Source organism: Aeromonas sp. R2-4, from assembly GCF_040908365.1.
Taxonomy (GTDB): Bacteria; Pseudomonadota; Gammaproteobacteria; order Enterobacterales; family Aeromonadaceae; genus Aeromonas; species Aeromonas veronii.
On the sequence record NZ_JBFODO010000041.1, the window covers coordinates 1 to 17,667 of the forward strand.

Below are 17,667 nucleotides of genomic sequence, written 5' to 3' on the forward strand. Positions count from 1 at the left end.
CTGATCCCATGCCGAACTCAGAAGTGAAACGCGGTAGCGCCGATGGTAGTGTGGCATTCGCCATGCGAGAGTAGGACACTGCCAGGCACCCAATTTCAAGATTACGCCCAGCGTGGTCTTTACCGGTTAGTGTGCTGATATGGCTCAGTCGGTAGAGCGCATCCTTGGTAAGGATGAGGTCCCCAGTTCGATTCTGGGTATCAGCACCATTAAATAGAAAGCCTCCCTGAAAAGGGAGGCTTTTTTGCATCTGTCATTTTTTGATATCCCCTTACATTCCCCATTCCCGCAACCCCCCTCTGCTTGCAGTCGACACTGTTTATCTGCTGGTTTGAGTCCTAATGTGTTACTCATTTGACTGCTATTGATGGTTTTATCCAGAGATTTAACCATGATTGATTGACGTAAAACGTTTTACATGTAAAATCCGGCGCGTTTTGCCTATTACGTGGAGAGAGAGCATGGCGCAGGATAACGAATACTGTTTGGGGGCGGTACCCGCCAAAGGGCGCAAAGGTGTGCTGTCGCTGATGCTGGTGATGCTCGGCCTGACCTTCTTCTCTGCCAGCATGTGGACCGGTGGTGCGCTTGGTACCGGGCTGGTATTCGATGACTTCATCAAGGCGGTACTTATTGGCAACTTGTTGCTGGGTATCTACACCGCTTGTCTCGGTTATATCGGTGCCTCAACCGGCCTCTCTACCCATCTGCTGGCTCGTTACTCCTTTGGGGTGAAAGGTTCCTGGCTACCATCCCTGCTGCTCGGCGGTACTCAGGTCGGCTGGTTTGGCGTTGGCGTGGCGATGTTTGCCCTGCCGGTGCAGAAGGCGACCGGCATAGATGTGAACTGGCTGATCGCCATTTCGGGCATGTTGATGACGGTGACCGTCTACTTCGGCATCTCCGCCCTGATGGTGCTGAGCTTTGTGGCCGTACCGGCCATTGCACTGCTTGGCGGCTACTCGGTCTGGCTGGCGGTGACCTCGACCGGTGGCATGGCTGCACTGCAGCAGGTGCAACCAAGCAATCCCATCGAGTTCACCACGGCGCTGACCATGGTGGTCGGTTCCTTTATCAGTGCAGGAACCCTGACCGCCGACTTTGTCCGCTTTGGTCGCAAACCCTGGGGCGCCGTCATGATTACCATGGTGGCGTTTTTTTTGGGCAACACGCTAATGTTCGTCTTCGGTGCAGCTGGTGCGGCGGTAACGGGGCAGGCCGATATCTCGGAAGTGATGCTGATGCAGGGGCTGTTGATCCCCGCCATTCTGGTGCTGGGCCTCAATATCTGGACCACCAACGACAACGCTCTCTACGCCTCCGGCCTCGGTTTTGCCAATATTACCGGTCTCAAGAGCAAGCCCCTCAGCGTGATCAACGGCCTCATCGGTACGGCTTGCGCCCTCTGGCTTTACAACAACTTTGTCGGCTGGCTGGCCTTTTTGAGTACGGCAATTCCGCCGATCGGTGGCATTATCATCATGGATTTCCTGCTCAATCGTGAGCGTTACCGTCAATTTGCCGATCAGCAGTTCGAGACGGTGCGCTGGCAGGCGCTGGTCGCCACGGCAGTCGGGGTGGCTGTCGGCAAGTGGCTGCCGGGCATAGTGCCACTCAATGCGGTATTGGGCGCCGCCTTCACCTATTTCATTCTGGTTCGCCTCACCCAGCGGCCGGTTCTGGTACAGGAAGCTAACAAATGCTGATTCAACATATTCGTTTGGCCGATCGGGAAGGGTTGTGGCAGATCCGTTGTCAGGATGGGGTCATCACCGCCATCGAACCCCATGACGAGCATGCCGTCGCCGGTCGGGTGCTGGACGGGGAGGGCGGTCTGGCGATTGCCCCCTTTATCGAACCCCACATTCACCTCGATACCACCCAGACGGCGGGCGAGCCGAGCTGGAACCTCTCCGGCACCCTGTTCGAGGGGATCGAGCGCTGGGCCGAGCGCAAGGCGTTGCTGACCCATGAGGATGTGAAACAGCGCGCCATCCAGACGCTGAAGTGGCAGATCGCCAACGGCATCCAGTTTGTCCGTACTCACGTCGATGTCTCCGATCCCAATCTGGTGGCGCTCAAGGCGATGCTGGAGGTGCGGGAAGAGATGAAGGAGTGGGTGGAGCTGCAGATCGTTGCCTTCCCGCAGGAGGGGATTCTCTCCTACCCCAACGGCAAGGCACTGCTGGAGGAGGCGCTCAAGCTGGGGGCCGACGTGATTGGCGCGATCCCCCACTTCGAGTTTACCCGGGAATATGGGGTCGAAAGTCTGCACTACATCTTCGATCTTGCCGAGAAGTATCAGGTTCTGGTCGATGTGCACTGCGACGAGATCGATGACGAGCAGTCCCGTTTCATCGAGACGCTGGCAACTCTCGCCTACGAGCGGGGTATCGGCCATCGGGTGACGGCCAGTCACACCACCGCCATGCACTCCTACAACGGCGCTTATGCTTCCCGCCTGTTTCGGCTGCTGAAGATGGCAGATATCAACTTCGTGGCCAATCCGCTGGTGAACATTCACCTGCAGGGGCGGTTCGATACCTATCCCAAACGCCGCGGCATTACCCGGGTGAAGGAGATGCTGGAGGCGAACATCAACGTCTGCTTCGGTCACGATGACGTGTTCGATCCCTGGTACCCCATGGGCACCGCCAACATGTTGCAGGTGCTGCACATGGGGCTGCATGTCTGCCAGATCATGGGTTACGAGCAGATCAACGACGGTCTGAAGCTGATCAGCAGCCACAGCGCCCGCACCCTGAATGTGCAGGATCGCTATGGTATCGAGGTGGGCAAACCGGCCAACCTGTTGATCCTGCCTGCCGACAACGGCTTCGATGCGGTGCGCCGTCAGGTGCCGGTGCGTTACTCGATCCGCCACGGCAAGGTGATTGCCCAGACCCGCCCGGCCCAGACCGAGATCGTGCTGGGTCAGCCAGAGCCCATCGATTTTCGCCGCTGAGATTTCAATCAGGCTGGATGACGATTAGTTCCGCCTCTGGGCACAAGGGCCGCCATTGCGACATAATGGCGGCCTGACCCTGAGGGAGTGACACCATGCAAACCTGGTTCTATGTTGCTGCAGGGGGCGCCATCGGCGCCTGCCTTCGTTTTGGGATTGCCGAACTGATGGCCTTGCTGCTGGGGCGCCACTTTCCTTACGGGACTCTGGTGGTCAACGTGGTGGGCTCTTTCATCATGGGGGTGGCATTCGCCCTCATCAGTCATGGTCATGTGGTAGAACACCCGATGAAGCCGCTGCTGATGGTGGGGATCCTCGGTGCCCTGACCACGTTTTCTTCCTTTGCCCTCGATACGGTAGTGCTGGCTCAACATGGAGCCTATCTGAAAGCGCTGCTCAATATCGGTCTCAATCTCTTCCTCTGTCTGGCCATGGTGGTACTGGGCATGCAGTTGGTTGCGAGCCGGGTTTAAGGTGTCCGGACGCCAGTGGCTCTGGTAAACTGGCGGCCATTCTTTGCTCTATGGGTGTTTAAGGGATGTCAGAACAAGCAACGACAACGCATTTTGGCTTTAAAACCGTGGCCGCGACCGAGAAGGAAACTCTGGTAGCAGGTGTCTTCCATTCGGTGGCAGCCAAGTATGATCTGATGAACGATCTGATGTCGTTCGGCATCCACCGCCTGTGGAAGCGCTTCACCATCGACTGTTCCGGTGTGCGCAAGGGCCAGAAGGTGCTGGATCTGGCCGGTGGTACCGGTGACTTGACCGCCAAGTTCTCGCGCATCGTCGGCGAGACTGGTCAGGTGGTGCTGGCGGATATCAACGACTCCATGCTGAAAGTGGGCCGCGACAAGCTGCGCAATCTGGGGGTCGCCAACAACGTCTCCTACGTGCAGGCCAATGCCGAGGCGCTCCCCTTCCCGGATAACCACTTCGACGTCATCACCATCGGCTTCGGCCTGCGCAACGTCACCGACAAGGACAAGGCGCTCGCCTCCATGTTCCGGGTGCTCAAGCCGGGTGGCCGTCTGCTGGTGCTGGAGTTCTCCAAGCCGGTCAGTGAAGTGATCGCCAAGCTCTATGACCTCTACTCCTTCAAACTGCTGCCGAAAATGGGCGAAATCGTCGCGAACGACAGTGAAAGCTACAAATATCTGGCAGAGTCCATCCGCATGCACCCGGATCAGCAGACCCTGGCTGGCATGATGGAAAATGTCGGTTTCGAGCAGGTGGAGTACTTCAATCTGACCCAGGGTGTGGTCGCCCTGCACCGCGGTTACAAGTTTTAAGGTTGCCTATGCCGATGGATGCCATGGTCACCGCGGTGATCGAAACCAGCCTCAACCAGTTGCTGGCGCTGGACAAACAGAGCCCGGAGCGGCTGCGCAAACTGGTGGGCAAGGTGCTCAAGCTGGAGCTGCGTGAACTCAAGCCGCTCTGGTTTGTCTTCTCCGAGCGTCGGCTGGATGTGCTGGCCCAGCATGAAGGGGATGCCGATGCGGTGCTCAGCCTGTCGCTGACCGCCCTTGGTCTGCTGAAAGACCCGTCCGCCCTGACCCGTTATATCCGCGAGGAGAAGCTGGATCTGAGCGGTGATCCCCAGCTGGTGCAGGCATTCAGCGTGCTGCTGGGTGAGCTGGATATCGACTGGGAGGAGGAGCTGTCGCGCTATACCGGCGACGTGCTGGCCCACACCCTTTTCAGTGGTGCCCGTCAAGCGCGTCGCCTGGTCGGTCGCGAGCTGTGCCGCACCCGCAGCCAGCTGGCAGAATATCTGACCGAAGAGGCCCGCCTCGCCCCCGGCCCGCTGGAAGTGGCGAGTTTCAACGATGACGTCGAGGTGCTGGCCCAGCAGCTCAAGGCCATCGAACTGCGGCTGGCCCGCTTCGAACAGCAGGTGACCTGATGACCCCGAAGGAGTTCAAACGCCTCTATCGCATCATCACCATCCTGCTGGAGCAGGGCATCGACGAACTGGTGCCCGCCCGCTATCAACCCTGGCCGGGTCGTCTGGCCCGTCGCTCCCTTTTCTGGCTCAAGAACAAGCAACCGGATCTCAGCCGCGGTGCCCGCATCCGCCTCGCCTTCGAGGCTCTTGGCCCCATCTTCATCAAGTTTGGCCAGATGCTCTCGACCCGCCGCGACCTGTTGCCGCCGGATATCGCCGAAGAGCTGGCCCTGCTGCAGGACAGGGTGCCCCCCTTCTGTGGTCAGGCGGCGCGCCAGCAGATCGAGCTGAGCCTGGGTTGTCCCATCGAGACCCTGTTTGACGACTTCGACGAGACGCCGCTGGCGTCGGCCTCCATCGCGCAGGTGCACACCGCCCGCCTGAAGGAGAGTGGCCGCGAGATCGTCATCAAGGTGATCCGTCCCGACATCGAGCCGGTCATCGAGGCTGACTTGCGGCTGATGCAGGCGCTGGCCCGTCTGGTGGCCCGCTTCGTGCCCCAGAGTGCGCGACTGCGCCCCATCGAGGTGGTGGAGGAGTATCGCAAGACCATCCTCGACGAGCTGAATTTGATGCGCGAAGCGGCCAACGCCATCCAGCTGCGCCGCAACTTCACCGGCTCCGAGGCGCTCTATGTGCCTGAAATCATCACCGACCTCTGCCGCGAGCAGGTGCTGGTGATGGAGCGGATCTACGGTATTCCGGTCTCCGACATTCCAGCGCTGGAAGCCAACGGCACCAACATGAAGCTGCTGGCCGAGCGCGGGGTAGAGGTCTTCTTCACCCAGGTGTTCCGCGACAGCTTCTTCCATGCCGACATGCACCCGGGGAACATCTTCGTCTCTTACGAACATCCGGAGAACCCGCTCTGGATCGGCATCGACTGTGGCATCGTCGGTACCCTCAATCGGGAAGACAAACGCTATCTGGCGGAGAACTTCCTCGCCTTCTTCAATCGCGACTATCGTCGGGTGGCGGAGCTGCACGTGGAGTCGGGTTGGGTACCGGCAGACACCAAGGTGGACGAGTTCGAGTTCGCCATCCGCACCGTGCTGGAACCCATCTTCGAGAAGCCGCTCTCCGAGATCTCGTTCGGTCACGTGCTGCTCAACCTGTTCAACACCGCGCGTCGCTTCCATATGACGGTGCAGCCGCAGCTGGTGCTGCTGCAAAAGACCCTGCTCTATGTGGAAGGGTTGGGGCGTCAGCTCTACCCGCAGCTCGATTTGTGGCAGACCGCCAAGCCGTTCCTCGAAAACTGGATGCACGAACAGGTCGGGCCCAAGTCGGTATTGAACGCTATCAAGGAGAAGGCGCCATTCTGGGCGGAGAAGCTGCCGGAGCTGCCGGAGCTGGTCTATGAGACCCTGCGCCAGACCCGTCATCAGCAGCGTCATTTCGACCAGATGTTTGCCGAGTTCCGCCGTCACAGCCGTCGGCAGGGGCAGGCCCGCTACCTCTTAGGGGTTGGAGCCAGCCTGCTATTGGCGGGTGTATTCTTGCTGACCCAAAAACAACACATTGAGTGGGGACAAGCCAGTCTCGCCGGTGCAGCCCTCTGCTGGCTGGTCGGCTGGTTGCGAACCCGTTCCCATTAATCAACAACCGCGCCGTCAGGCGCCTGTTCTGGAGAGAAAATCATGGGTGGTATCAGTATTTGGCAATTGTTGATCATCGCAGTCATCGTCGTGCTGCTGTTCGGTACCAAGAAACTGCGCGGCATTGGCGGTGATCTGGGCGCGGCGGTCAAAGGGTTCAAGAAAGCCCTCTCCGACGAGCCGGCTGATGCCAAGGCCGAGCAGAAAGATGCCGAGTTTCCCCCGAAACAGCTGAACGAAGCGGCCACTCAGAGCAGTGAGCCCGCCAAGCAGAAAGACAAAGACCAGGCCTAAGCCATGTTCGATATCGGTTTTTGGGAGCTGGTCGTTATCGGTGTGGTTGCACTGGTGGTACTGGGGCCCGAGCGGCTGCCGGTTGCCATCCGCACGGCTACCCACTGGATCCGCCTCATTCGTTCGACCGCGAACTCGGTCAAGTCCGAGCTGGAGCAGGAGCTCAAGTTGCAAGAGCTGCATAACGACCTCAAGAAGGCGGAACAGTTGCAGATGAGCAACCTGAGCCCCGAGCTGCAGGAGTCCATCGAACAGCTCAAGGCGGCGGCCCAGTCGGTCAATCGCCCCTATCAGGTGGAGAACGAGATCCGTCCGCCGCGCCCTGAACCGGTCGCCCAGGCTGAGCCTGTCACGCCGGTGGAGCCTGCGGTGCAGCTGAGCCACGACGTGCCACCGGTCAACAGCCAGCGGGAGAGCGAGCCGGTGCCGGTCAGCGACTCCGCAGTAAAAGGGGAGGTGAAGCCATGAGTCAGGCCGAACAACCCCTGATCAGCCATCTGGTTGAGCTGAGAACCCGTTTGCTGCGCTCCATTACCGCCATCCTCGTGGTGTTTCTGGCGCTGATCTACTTCTCCAACAACATCTACGACTTTGTGGCCCAGCCCCTGCTCAGCCAGTTGCCGGAAGGGACCAGCATGATCGCGACGGATGTGGCGACCCCCTTCCTGACGCCGATCAAGCTGACGCTGGTGGTCTCCTTCTTCGTGGCGATCCCCTATCTGCTCTATCAGGCCTGGGCCTTTATCGCCCCCGGTCTGTACCAGCATGAGCGGCGCCTGATCATGCCGTTGGTGGTCTCCAGTGCCCTGCTGTTCTATGCGGGGATGGCGTTTGCCTACTACGTGGTGTTCCCGCTGGTGTTCGGTTTCTTCACCAGTACCGCCCCTGCCGGGGTGACGGTGGCGACCGACATCGCCAGCTATCTGGACTTCGTACTGACCCTGTTCTTCGCGTTCGGGGTGGCGTTCGAAATTCCGGTGGCGACCATACTGCTCTGCTGGACCGGCGTGACCACACCGCAAAACCTGAAGGAGAAACGTCCCTACGTCGTTGTCGGGGTGTTTGTGGTCGGCATGCTGCTGACGCCGCCTGATGTCTTCTCCCAGACCCTGCTCGCCATTCCGATGTGGGCGCTGTGGGAGATAGGTCTGTTCTTCGCCCGCTTCTACGTGAAGAAAGAGGATGAAGAGCAACAGGAACAACCGGATGTGGAGAGCTGAGGCTCTGTTCGTCACCTGTTTGCCGGACGGCGAGAGGATGACGAAGTCCGCAGGAATAGCAGAACGAGGGGAGCTAAGGCTCCCTTCCTCTTTTCATGCTCCCGTTCGAGGCGTATGGTAAGACCCCATTCGGTAGATGGTTTTCAAATACCTGATATGTATTCCTTTTGTTCGGAACGTCTCATTCCATGATCGATATCGGTTTAAACCTGACCAGCAGCCAGTTCGCCGGTGAACAGCCTGAGCTGGTGGCCCGTGCCCGCGCCGCCGGAGTGGAAGCGCTGATCCTCACCGGTACCGATCTGGCTGGCAGCCGCGAGAGCGCTGAGTTGGCCGCCCAATGGCCGGGCTACTGCTTCTCCACCGCCGGGGTACATCCCCACGATGCCAAGAGTGTCGATGAGGCGACCCTGCCCGCCTTGCGCGAGCTGGCGGCGCTGCCGCAGGTGGTGGCTATTGGCGAGTGCGGCCTCGACTACAACCGCGACTTCTCCCCCCGCCCGGTGCAGGATGCGGTATTCGACGCCCAGCTGGCACTGGCTGCCGAACTCGGGATGCCGGTTTTTCTCCACTGCCGCGATGCGCACGCCCGTTTTATCGAGATCCTCCGTCCCTGGTTGCCGAAACTACCGGGAGCCGTGCTGCACTGCTTCACAGGCTGCGATGAGGAGCTGGACGAGTGTCTGGCGTTGGGGCTGCATATCGGGGTGACCGGCTGGCTCTGCGACGAGCGCCGCGGCCAGCTGCTGCGCGAGCAGGTGGCCCGCATTCCGGCCGGCCGCCTGATGATCGAGACCGACGCCCCCTATCTGGTGCCGCGGGATCTGAAACCGCGCCCGAAACGCAACGAACCCGCTTTTTTGCCGCACATCGCCCAGGTGGTGGCGGCCTGTCGTGGTGAAGCGCCCGAGGCCTTGCTGGCCCACACCCGGGCCACCTCCGCCGCGTTCTTCCAACTTCCTCTCCAGGAGTGATTCATGGCTACAACTCTTCCGGGCGCCTTTCCGGGCCGCCGCCTGCGCCGTCTGCGCAAACATGATTTCAGCCGTCGTCTGGTGCGCGAGAACGTACTGACCGTCAACGATCTCATCTATCCGGTGTTCGTGCTGGAGGGGGAGAACCGTCGGGAAGCCGTTCCCTCCATGCCGGGGGTGGAGCGTCTCTCCATCGATCTGCTGCTGGAGGAAGCCGCTGAACTGGTGGAGCTGGGCGTACCTGCTATTGCCCTGTTCCCGGTCACCCCGCTGGAGAGCAAGAGCCTGATGGCGGAAGAGGCCTACAACCCGAACGGGCTGGCCCAGCGCACCGTGCGTGCCCTCAAGGCCCGCTTCCCGGAGCTGGGGGTGATCACCGACGTGGCACTCGATCCGTTCACCACCCACGGGCAGGACGGCATCATCGATGACGAAGGCTATGTACTGAACGACATCACCACCGAGATCCTGATCAAGCAGGCACTCTCCCACGCCGAAGCCGGGGTCGATATAGTCGCGCCGTCCGACATGATGGATGGCCGCATCGGCGCCATCCGCGCGGCGCTGGAAGAGAATGGCTTCATCAACACCCAGATCATGGCCTACTCCGCCAAGTACGCTTCCTGCTACTACGGCCCATTCCGTGATGCGGTTGGCTCTGCCGGCAACCTCGGCAAGAGCAACAAGGCCACCTATCAGATGGATCCGGCCAACAGTAACGAAGCCCTGCACGAAGTGGCGCTGGATATTCAGGAAGGGGCCGACAGCGTGATGGTCAAGCCGGGCATGCCCTATCTGGACGTGGTTCGTCAGGTGAAGGATCAGTTCGGCGTGCCGACCTTCGCCTATCAGGTCAGCGGCGAGTACGCCATGCACATGGCGGCGATCCAGAACGGCTGGCTGAAAGAGAAGGAGACCATCATGGAGTCTCTGCTTTGCTTCAAGCGGGCCGGGGCCGATGGCATCCTCACCTACTTCGCCAAGCGCGTAGCGCAGTGGTTGAAGGAAGATGCCCGTTAAGCCGGGTTGAAGAGAAAAATGAGAGGGGGAGCCGATGGCTCCCCCTCTGTCGTTATGGCTCTCTTTTGGTAACGAGCGGCTGATTACAGCTTGATCCAGGCATCGCTCCAGGCGCTGCCGGTACCCGGCGCATAGTGGCTGGTCGAGCCGCCACACCAGCCGCTGTATGGCCAGGGTTTGCACTCGTAGTTGCCACCGGCATTACTGACCCGATCACCGGCCTGATAGCTGGTGTTGGGGGCGTAGGCCGGGTAGTCACCCTCGCCACCGCTGCTGCTCTCTTCGGTCAGCGCAACCGGGAAGCGCTGTACCACCGGCTGCTGGCCGTCAGCCAGGCCGGTGATGACCACGTCGTAACTGCCATCGGTGACATTGCTGCCCTGCAAAACCAGCGAGCTGGTGCCGTTAACCAGACTGGTGGTGTTGCCATAGCTGCGGCCGTTCTGTTCCAGCGTGGCAGAGATCTGCACCGGGTTGGCGGTGGTCAGGTTGAAACGGATGCTGACCTGACCGTTGACAATGGTGTAGTCGGAGCCCATGGCGCTGACGGTGAAGTCGCTGCTGCCTTCGGCGGGTGGCGTTGTGCCGCCGCAGTCGCTGTCGCCCTGTACGCGCCAGACGCCCCAGTCACCCGTGGTGCCCGGCTCTTCGTTCTGGGTCCACCAGCCTGCCAGCCAGTTCTTGCCGTTGTGGCTGACGATGTCGCCGCCCACGTAGACCTTCTTGGCATCCCAGCTGTTTTCACAGACGGCACCTTGCTCCCTGACGGTCACGTTGCGCTGCTGGGTTACCTGCTGACCGGCGCTGTCGCTCACCTGATAGGTGAGGGTGTAGCGGCCGACCTTGCTGCTGTCGACGTTGCCGCTGACCTTGATTTGGGCGGTCAGGTCGCCATCTTCTTCATCATGGGCGCTGACGCCGGTCATCGGATCGAAAGCGGTACCCAGTTCCAGCGTGGTGTCGGTGACACCGCTGAACACCGGCTTCATGCTGTAGACCTCGATGGTACGTACCTGCTCGGTGACGTTGTTGTCGCGATCGCTCACCTTGTAGGTGAGGGGGTAGAGGCCGATGCGCTGGCTGTCTACCGAGCCTTCTACCTGGATCTGGCCAGTCAGGTCACCATCTTCCTTGTCGTTGGCGCTGACACCGGCCAGCGGATCAAAGGCGGTACCCTGCTTGATGCGGGTATCGCTCAGGCCGCTGAACACCGGCTTGCCGTTGTCGACCGGGGGCGTGATCTCCTGATCGTGGATGAAGGGGCCGTAGCTCTTGATGAAGGATTCGTTGTAGGACTGACCGGCGGCGTTGCGGCCCATGTCCCAGTTGATGGACCAAGTCATCACGCCACGCAGCGGTTGCCCCTCGCTCTTCAGGCGGTTGAAGGCGTTGTAGAGCTTCTGCGGATCCAGCACATAGCCGGTGGCGGCGGCGTCGATGTTGGTCGGAATGCCGAACACCAGCTTGTCATGGGGGATTTTGTAGAAGCCGCGGGTTCCGTTGCTCAGCGAATCCGCCATGTAGTAGATGAACTCTTCTTTCAGGGCATCGTTGTTCTGGGCAATCCAGCCGATCCCATCGATGTAGATACCGTCACCACCCTGGTTGTAGAACTGGGGGTTGATCCAGTCGTAGTAGCCTTCCAGATTGCGGATATAGGGGATGTAGGCGCCAGTCTGGGTCAGATAGGGGAACTCCGGCGCCATGGTGATGAGGAAGTTTTTCCCCTGGGCGCGGTAGTGATCCTTGACCAGACGCAGGGCTGCCGGGATCACGGTCTGGTTGTCGGCGGCGGTGATGGCGGCCTGCTCCAGATCGATATCCAGCCCGTCGAAGCCATAGGTCTCCACCAGACGGATGATCTCGTCGGCAAAGGCCTGCTCCTGACCTTTGCGCAGCTCGATGTGCGCATCGGCACCGCCCAGCGCCAGCAGCACGGAACGGCCCTGACGGTTCAGCTCGGCAATCTGCTCGATAAACTGGCTTTCGCTCATGCCGATAGCCGGGTCGAGTTTGAAGGTGGGGATGGGATCGCTGCCATACACCTTCATGAAGGAGACATCGACCACGTTGTATTGCGGGTTGACCTGGTCGAGCTTGACGCAGGGGGCGATACCGCCCTTGTAGCCCGAACCGTCACACCAGTTGTGCCAGTAGCCGACCACTACGCCGGACTGGGGGTTAACCATCGCCTGACCGGCACTGGCGGCATATGCCATAGGGGCGCCCATGCCGAGCAGACAGCCCAGCAGGGATAACTTCAATTTGTTCATCTTGATATCTCCATACAGTACAAACGGAGCGTACAGCTATGGCCGAACGCTCCCGGGGGCAGCCCCGCTGTCATAGGTGTTTTCCCTTAGACCGGTGGCTTTGCGTCGCGCCCTTTCGGGTCACTTTGCCTTTTTCACCCGATTTCTGTGCAGCACAGAGAATCAAGTGACCTGAGTAACAGGCTGCTTATGATATGCACTTAAAAATAAATTAATCAACGTATGTGCATGATTTGTTTTGGTTATTAACTTGTTGATTGGTTATTTTCCAAGCATGGAAAGGGCCGGTGATAGGCCGCTGTAACCTACTCTTTTGTCGAGTGGATTTGGTCTGCTCCCTTGTGGTTCGAGAGTTGAAAAAGCCGCAAAAAGAGCAAAAAAGTACCGATTATTCATGCTGTTGCCGTCCAGTATCTGGCAGAGAGGTGTTTGAGCTCACAAAGAGGGGAAAACAGTGCCGAGAGGTGGATTCCCGCTTGATTATTGCGTGGCTTGGCCACATGTTAGAAAGCCATACAGAGCTGCTAAAGCGGTCTGTTCAAGACCAAACAAGAGGTAACCGGGATGAATAACCCTTTGCTGACAATGGATTCTCTGCCCCCTTTCAGCCAGATCAAGCCGGAGCAGGTTCAGCCTGCCGTGATTCAGGCGATTGCTGACTGCAAGCAGAAGATCAGCGATGTGCTGGCCCAGCGTGATCCCCATACCTGGGATAGCCTGATTGCCCCGCTGGAAGAGGTAAATGACCGCCTGTCACGGATCTGGTCACCGGTCAGCCACCTCAACTCCGTACTCAATAGCGAAGCGCTACGCGAGGCCCATGACGCCTGCCTGCCGCTGCTCTCCGAATTCCAGACCTATGTCGGTCAGCATGAAGGGCTCTATCAGGCCTATCTGGCCCTCTCCCAGAGCGATGATTTCCCGCTGCTCAGCGGCGCCCAGCGCAAGGAGATCCAGAATACCCTGCGTGACTTCCGCCTCTCCGGCATCGGTCTGCCTGCCGAGGCGCAGCAGCGTTACGGCGAGATTCAGGCCCGCCTCTCCGAGCTGGCCTCCCGTTTCAGCAACAACGTGCTGGACGCAACCCAGGGCTGGCACAAGCTGGTGGCCGATGAAGCCGCGCTGGCCGGTCTGCCCGACAGTGTGCGTGCCGCTGCCCGTCAGATGGCTGAACTTAAAGGCAAAGAGGGGTGGCTGTTCACTCTGGATATCCCTTCCTACCTGCCGGTGATGATGTATGCCGACAACCGCGAGCTGCGCGCCGAGATGTACGAAGCCTTCACCACTCGCGCCTCCGATCAGGGCCCCAATGCGGGCAAGTGGGACAACTCCGCCATCATGAGCGAGCTGCTCACCCTGCGCCGCGAACTGGCCCAACTGCTGGGCTTTGCCAACTATGCCGAGCTCTCCCTGGCCACCAAGATGGCGGACAAGACCGAACAGGTGGTGAGCTTCCTCACCGATCTGGCGGCCAAATCCCTGCCGCAAGGCAAGGCCGAGCTGGAGGAGATCCGCGCCTTCGCCGCCGAGCAGCATAGTCAGAGCGAGCTGGCCGCCTGGGATCTCGCCTACTACGCCGAGAAGCTCAAACAGCACAAGTTCTCCATCTCCGACGAGCAGCTGCGCCCCTACTTCCCCGCCAGCAAGGTGGTGAAGGGGTTGTTCGAAGTGGTGAAGCGGGTGTTCGGCATGAAGGTGCGCGAGCGCCTCGGCATCGACACCTGGCACCCTGACGTGCGCTTCTACGACATCTTCGATGCCGACGACGAGCTGCGCGGCAGCTTCTACCTCGACCTCTATGCCCGCGAGCACAAGCAGGGCGGCGCCTGGATGGATGTCTGCCTAGGTCGTCGCTACCGTCAGGATGGCTCGCTGCAAAAACCGGTGGCCTACCTGACCTGCAACTTCAACGGCCCGGTGGATGGCAAACCGGCGCTGTTCACCCACAACGAAGTGGTCACCCTGTTCCATGAGTTTGGCCACGGCATCCACCACATGCTGACCCGCATCGACGTGGCCGGCGTGGCCGGTATCAACGGCGTGGCCTGGGATGCGGTGGAGCTGCCGAGCCAGTTCCTCGAGAACTGGTGCTGGGAGTCCGAGGCGCTGGCCTTTATCTCCGGCCACTACGAGACCGGCGAGCCGCTGCCTGCCGATCTGCTGGAGAAGATGCTGACCGCCCGCAACTTCCAGGCGGCGATGCAGATGCTGCGCCAGCTGGAGTTCGCCCTGTTCGATTTCCGTCTCCATCAGGAGTTTGACCCGGCCAATCCGGCACAGCTCCCGGCGCTGCTGGATGAGGTGCGTAGTCAGGTCGCAGTGATGACACCTCCGGCGTTCAACCGCTTCCAGCACAGCTTCTCCCACATCTTCGCTGGCGGCTATGCGGCGGGCTACTACAGCTACAAGTGGGCCGAGGTGCTCTCTGCCGATGCCTTCTCCCGCTTCGAGGAGGAGGGGATCTTCAACCCGGCCACCGGCCAATCCTTCCTGAAGAATATTCTGGAGAAGGGGGGCTCGAAGGAGCCGATGGAGCTGTTCCGAGCCTTCCGAGGCCGTGAGCCCAAGGTGGATGCACTGCTGCGACACAGCGGGATCGCCGCCTGAGATTCCTGACCCGCCGCCTGTGTGAGCTTCAACCAGGTACACTGTTTTGCGGCATAGTGGGATCGAGTCGTGATTTCTGCGACAAAAAGGGACCTTTTGGTCCCTTTTTTCAAGGCTTTTTAATATCTTGCTGATTGCATATTTGCACTGCTCACAGCTCTTCAGTAGAGTCGTGTTCTAACCTTCAAGGAGAGAAAGCCACTTGCCATGAGGCGAGCACTCGATTCCGTCTATCAAATCATCTCCAGTCTGGCTCATTCGAGCGGCCAGGGATATTTCGATACCTTTGTGAGTGAAATCGCCGCTGCTGTGATGGCTGATGTCGTCCTGATCGCCAGCAGGGAATCAAATGCTTCCCATCTTACGGTTCAGGCTGCCCATCCCTCCTCTCTTGACCCCGATACCCTGACGCTGCCAATCACTGACTCTCCCGATGCCATTACTTGGCAGGAGGGGGAAGCATGGTTCAGCGATCGCCTATTGCAGCTGTTCCCCGCGATGCCGCTTGCCGATGCGTGGCAAGCCCAGGCCTACGCCGGGATCGCCCTCAAGGATGCGGATGGCGAGACCATAGGCATCTGCTGCCTGGTCTATCGTCAGCCGCAGGCCAATATGACCAAGGTGATGGGGCTGCTCCGGTTGCTGGGGCCGCTGGCCGGTCGCGAACTGGCGCTGATGCTGCAACGCCAGCTGCCACAGCTCTTGCCTGATACCCCTCATGTGCTGCAGAGCATGCTGTTTCAGGCCCCGGTGGGGATCGGCAAGCTCGATCTCACTGGCCACATTCTCTGGGCCAATCCGGCTATCGAGAAGATGCTGGGTTATCCTCTCGATGAGCTGCTTCATCGCTCCATCTCCGACATCAATCACCCGGAGGATTGGCAGCGCAGCCTTGAGTGCTACGAAGAGATCCGGCGCGGCGAGCGCAGCAGTTTCACCCAGGAGAAGCGCTACTTCTGCAAGGGGGGCGAGATCCTGTGGGGGCGGGTGACTGTCACCCTGATCCGCGACGAGCAGCAGCAGCCGGACTACCTGATGGTGCTGCTGGAGAATATCGATCCTCTCAAGCGTCATGCGGAGCAGCTCAAGCTCTCTCACCGGGTCTACGACAATCTCTCCGAAGCGATTCTGGTATGCGATGCCGACAGCCGCATCATCTCGGTCAATCCGGCCTTCGAGCAGATCACCGGCTACAGCAGCGACGAGGTGCGGGGCCAGCGTCCCAGCATGCTCAAGTCCGGGCTGCACGATCAGACCTTCTATGCCGACATGTACCACGCGCTGGAGCGGGTGGGGGTGTGGCGTGGCGAGGTGTGGAACAAGCGCAAGAACGGCAAGCTCTATCCGCAGCAGCTGATGATCAGCACCCTGCGTGAAGCAGGCAAAATACAGCAATATATCGCCATTTTCAGCGATCTTTCCCAGACCAAGGTGGCAGAGCAGAAGATCGCGACCCAGGCCAACTACGACAACCTCACCAGCCTGCCCAACCGCTGGCTGTTTGGCCGCTGCCTCACACGCTTCTGCGAGCGGGGCGAGCGCTTCGCGCTCATGGTGCTCGACCTCAACAACTTCAAGGCGGTCAACAACAGCATGGATCACCATGCTGGCGATGCCCTGTTGCGGGAGGTGTCGGATCGACTGGTGAGCCGGGTGCGCACCGAAGATTTGGTGGCCCGCATCGGCGGTGACGAGTTCGCGTTCCTGGTGCCCGGCATCGTCACCCGCCGTCAGGCCGAGGTGTTTGCCAAGCAGGTGATCGGCAGCTTCGCCCGCCCCTTTATGCTGGCCAACCAGCATCTCTATGTGACCGCGACCATCGGCATGACTCTCTGTCCGGTCGATGGCAGCGAGAGCGACGAGCTGCTGCGCAATGCCGAACAGGCGCTGTTTGCGGCCAAGCGGCAGGGACGGTTGCTCGGTGCCTACTGCTCATCCATGCGAGAAGAGGTGCGCCAGCGCCACCAGATGCAGCAGGATTTGGCCGAAGCGATCAAGCTGGAGCAGCTGACCATGGCCTACCAGCCGATCTGGGACAATCGCAGCGGGCGGGTCGCCAAGCTGGAGGCGCTGGTGCGCTGGTATCACCCCCACTGGGGGCAGGTCTCCCCTGCCGAGTTTATTCCGCTGGCGGAAGAGGCGGGGTTGATTCAGGGGCTGGGTGCGCTGGTATTGTGGCAGTCTTGCCGGGATCTGGCGCGATTGCAGCAGTCCGGCTTCCCTGATCTGCAGATGTCGATCAACCGTTCCACCATGGAGTTCCAGACCATCGACCCCGAGGCGAGTGAGTGGCTCAAGGTGATCCAGCACTTCGGGCTCGATCCTGCCGACATCGTCATCGAAATCACCGAATCTCTGCTGATGGAGAGCAGCGATCAGCACAGGGTGCGGATCGATGCCCTGCGCGAGGCGGGCTGCAAGCTGGCCATCGACGATTTCGGTACCGGCTACTCGGCCCTCAACTATCTGCGTACTTTCCCGGTCGATCTGGTCAAGATCGACCGCTCCTTCGTGCGCCATATCCCCTTCAACGAGCAGGATAGGATGCTGCTCGACGGCATCATCAACATAGTGCACAACCTCGGCATGCAGGTGGTGATCGAGGGGGTTGAGACCCGCGAGCAGCTCAACTTCCTCTGCCAGAAAGGGTGCGCCTTCACCCAGGGTTATCTGCTCAGCCGCCCGCTGGCCTATGACGATCTTATTGATTACCTCGCTCTCAACCGTCAGGGGATGAACCTCACTGTCGTGAGCTGATCCACCGCT

At 60.0% G+C, this 17,667-nt stretch carries 14 protein-coding genes, 1 tRNA gene and 1 riboswitch; of the genes, 14 read left to right on the forward strand and 1 reads right to left on the reverse strand.

All coding sequences use genetic code 11. The annotated features are described in order from the left end of the window. The first annotated feature begins 133 nt into the window (after positions 1-133). From AB5Z05_RS15920 to hemB, 12 genes are all read left to right on the forward strand, one after another. Positions 134-209: transfer RNA gene (locus tag AB5Z05_RS15920), tRNA-Thr, on the forward strand. Positions 210-461: 252 nt separating this feature from the next. Continuing rightward, positions 462-1,706, forward strand: a complete 1,245-nt coding sequence (gene codB / locus AB5Z05_RS15925; protein ID WP_005355867.1) for a cytosine permease — start codon at positions 462-464, stop codon at positions 1,704-1,706. Beyond that, entirely contained in the window at positions 1,700-2,965 is a 1,266-nt protein-coding gene (locus AB5Z05_RS15930; RefSeq protein WP_005355869.1) for a cytosine deaminase, read from the forward strand. The genes codB and AB5Z05_RS15930 overlap by 7 nt, the downstream gene beginning before the upstream one ends. 95 nt (positions 2,966-3,060) lie before the next feature. Continuing rightward, on the forward strand, positions 3,061-3,438 hold the full coding sequence (gene crcB, locus AB5Z05_RS15935; protein ID WP_005339378.1) for a fluoride efflux transporter CrcB: 378 nt from the start codon (positions 3,061-3,063) through the stop codon (positions 3,436-3,438). 65 nt (positions 3,439-3,503) lie between these two features. Next, entirely contained in the window at positions 3,504-4,256 is a 753-nt protein-coding gene (gene ubiE / locus AB5Z05_RS15940) for a bifunctional demethylmenaquinone methyltransferase/2-methoxy-6-polyprenyl-1,4-benzoquinol methylase UbiE (RefSeq protein ID WP_005342396.1), read from the forward strand. Positions 4,257-4,264: 8 nt separating this feature from the next. After that, complete coding sequence (locus AB5Z05_RS15945; RefSeq protein WP_368152174.1) at positions 4,265-4,873, forward strand: SCP2 domain-containing protein; 609 nt, start codon at positions 4,265-4,267, stop codon at positions 4,871-4,873. After that, the gene (gene ubiB, locus AB5Z05_RS15950) at positions 4,873-6,513 is read left to right on the forward strand and encodes a ubiquinone biosynthesis regulatory protein kinase UbiB (RefSeq protein WP_005339383.1); all 1,641 of its coding nucleotides are present in this window, start codon (positions 4,873-4,875) and stop codon (positions 6,511-6,513) included. The genes AB5Z05_RS15945 and ubiB overlap by 1 nt, the downstream gene beginning before the upstream one ends. 42 nt (positions 6,514-6,555) lie before the next feature. Further along, positions 6,556-6,807: a Sec-independent protein translocase subunit TatA gene (gene tatA / locus AB5Z05_RS15955; RefSeq protein WP_069528561.1), complete on the forward strand. Its 252-nt coding sequence runs from the start codon at positions 6,556-6,558 to the stop codon at positions 6,805-6,807. A 3-nt stretch (positions 6,808-6,810) separates the two neighbouring features. Then, a complete protein-coding gene (gene tatB, locus AB5Z05_RS15960) occupies positions 6,811-7,275 on the forward strand; it encodes a Sec-independent protein translocase protein TatB (RefSeq protein ID WP_019446666.1) in 465 nt (154 codons plus the stop codon). Then, positions 7,272-8,027, forward strand: a complete 756-nt coding sequence (gene tatC, locus AB5Z05_RS15965) for a twin-arginine translocase subunit TatC (RefSeq protein ID WP_005342401.1) — start codon at positions 7,272-7,274, stop codon at positions 8,025-8,027. The genes tatB and tatC overlap by 4 nt, the downstream gene beginning before the upstream one ends. A gap of 188 nt (positions 8,028-8,215) precedes the next feature. Further along, on the forward strand, positions 8,216-9,001 hold the full coding sequence (locus AB5Z05_RS15970; RefSeq protein ID WP_368152176.1) for a TatD family hydrolase: 786 nt from the start codon (positions 8,216-8,218) through the stop codon (positions 8,999-9,001). Between the two features lie 3 nt (positions 9,002-9,004). Beyond that, a complete protein-coding gene (hemB, locus tag AB5Z05_RS15975) occupies positions 9,005-10,021 on the forward strand; it encodes a porphobilinogen synthase (RefSeq protein WP_005357271.1) in 1,017 nt (338 codons plus the stop codon). 83 nt (positions 10,022-10,104) lie between these two features. Here hemB and AB5Z05_RS15980 read toward each other — a convergent pair whose 3' ends face one another. Further along, entirely contained in the window at positions 10,105-12,294 is a 2,190-nt protein-coding gene (locus AB5Z05_RS15980) for an immunoglobulin-like domain-containing protein (RefSeq protein WP_368152178.1), read from the reverse strand. Between the two features lie 54 nt (positions 12,295-12,348). Beyond that, a riboswitch (cyclic di-GMP riboswitch) is annotated at positions 12,349-12,434 on the reverse strand. A 424-nt stretch (positions 12,435-12,858) separates the two neighbouring features. Here AB5Z05_RS15980 and prlC point away from each other — a divergent pair. Beyond that, positions 12,859-14,901, forward strand: coding sequence for an oligopeptidase A (gene prlC / locus AB5Z05_RS15985; protein WP_368152180.1), 2,043 nt, complete (start codon positions 12,859-12,861; stop codon positions 14,899-14,901). A 207-nt stretch (positions 14,902-15,108) separates the two neighbouring features. Continuing rightward, positions 15,109-17,658 carry a putative bifunctional diguanylate cyclase/phosphodiesterase gene (locus AB5Z05_RS15990; protein ID WP_368152182.1) on the forward strand — a complete coding sequence of 850 codons (2,550 nt, stop codon included), beginning with the start codon at positions 15,109-15,111 and terminating at the stop codon, positions 17,656-17,658. The last annotated feature ends 9 nt before the right edge of the window (positions 17,659-17,667 follow it).

What these genes read in the sequence shown, in the direction of transcription:
- codB (WP_005355867.1), top strand. Translation starts at nt 462, where the DNA reads ATGGCGCAGGATAACGAATACTGTTTGGGGGCGGTACCCGCCAAAGGG.
- AB5Z05_RS15930 (WP_005355869.1), top strand. Translation starts at nt 1,700, where the DNA reads ATGCTGATTCAACATATTCGTTTGGCCGATCGGGAAGGGTTGTGGCAG.
- crcB (WP_005339378.1), top strand. Translation starts at nt 3,061, where the DNA reads ATGCAAACCTGGTTCTATGTTGCTGCAGGGGGCGCCATCGGCGCCTGC.
- ubiE (WP_005342396.1), top strand. Translation starts at nt 3,504, where the DNA reads ATGTCAGAACAAGCAACGACAACGCATTTTGGCTTTAAAACCGTGGCC.
- AB5Z05_RS15945 (WP_368152174.1), top strand. Translation starts at nt 4,265, where the DNA reads ATGCCGATGGATGCCATGGTCACCGCGGTGATCGAAACCAGCCTCAAC.
- ubiB (WP_005339383.1), top strand. Translation starts at nt 4,873, where the DNA reads ATGACCCCGAAGGAGTTCAAACGCCTCTATCGCATCATCACCATCCTG.
- tatA (WP_069528561.1), top strand. Translation starts at nt 6,556, where the DNA reads ATGGGTGGTATCAGTATTTGGCAATTGTTGATCATCGCAGTCATCGTC.
- tatB (WP_019446666.1), top strand. Translation starts at nt 6,811, where the DNA reads ATGTTCGATATCGGTTTTTGGGAGCTGGTCGTTATCGGTGTGGTTGCA.
- tatC (WP_005342401.1), top strand. Translation starts at nt 7,272, where the DNA reads ATGAGTCAGGCCGAACAACCCCTGATCAGCCATCTGGTTGAGCTGAGA.
- AB5Z05_RS15970 (WP_368152176.1), top strand. Translation starts at nt 8,216, where the DNA reads ATGATCGATATCGGTTTAAACCTGACCAGCAGCCAGTTCGCCGGTGAA.
- hemB (WP_005357271.1), top strand. Translation starts at nt 9,005, where the DNA reads ATGGCTACAACTCTTCCGGGCGCCTTTCCGGGCCGCCGCCTGCGCCGT.
- AB5Z05_RS15980 (WP_368152178.1), bottom strand. Translation starts at nt 12,294, where the DNA reads ATGAACAAATTGAAGTTATCCCTGCTGGGCTGTCTGCTCGGCATGGGC.
- prlC (WP_368152180.1), top strand. Translation starts at nt 12,859, where the DNA reads ATGAATAACCCTTTGCTGACAATGGATTCTCTGCCCCCTTTCAGCCAG.
- AB5Z05_RS15990 (WP_368152182.1), top strand. Translation starts at nt 15,109, where the DNA reads ATGAGGCGAGCACTCGATTCCGTCTATCAAATCATCTCCAGTCTGGCT.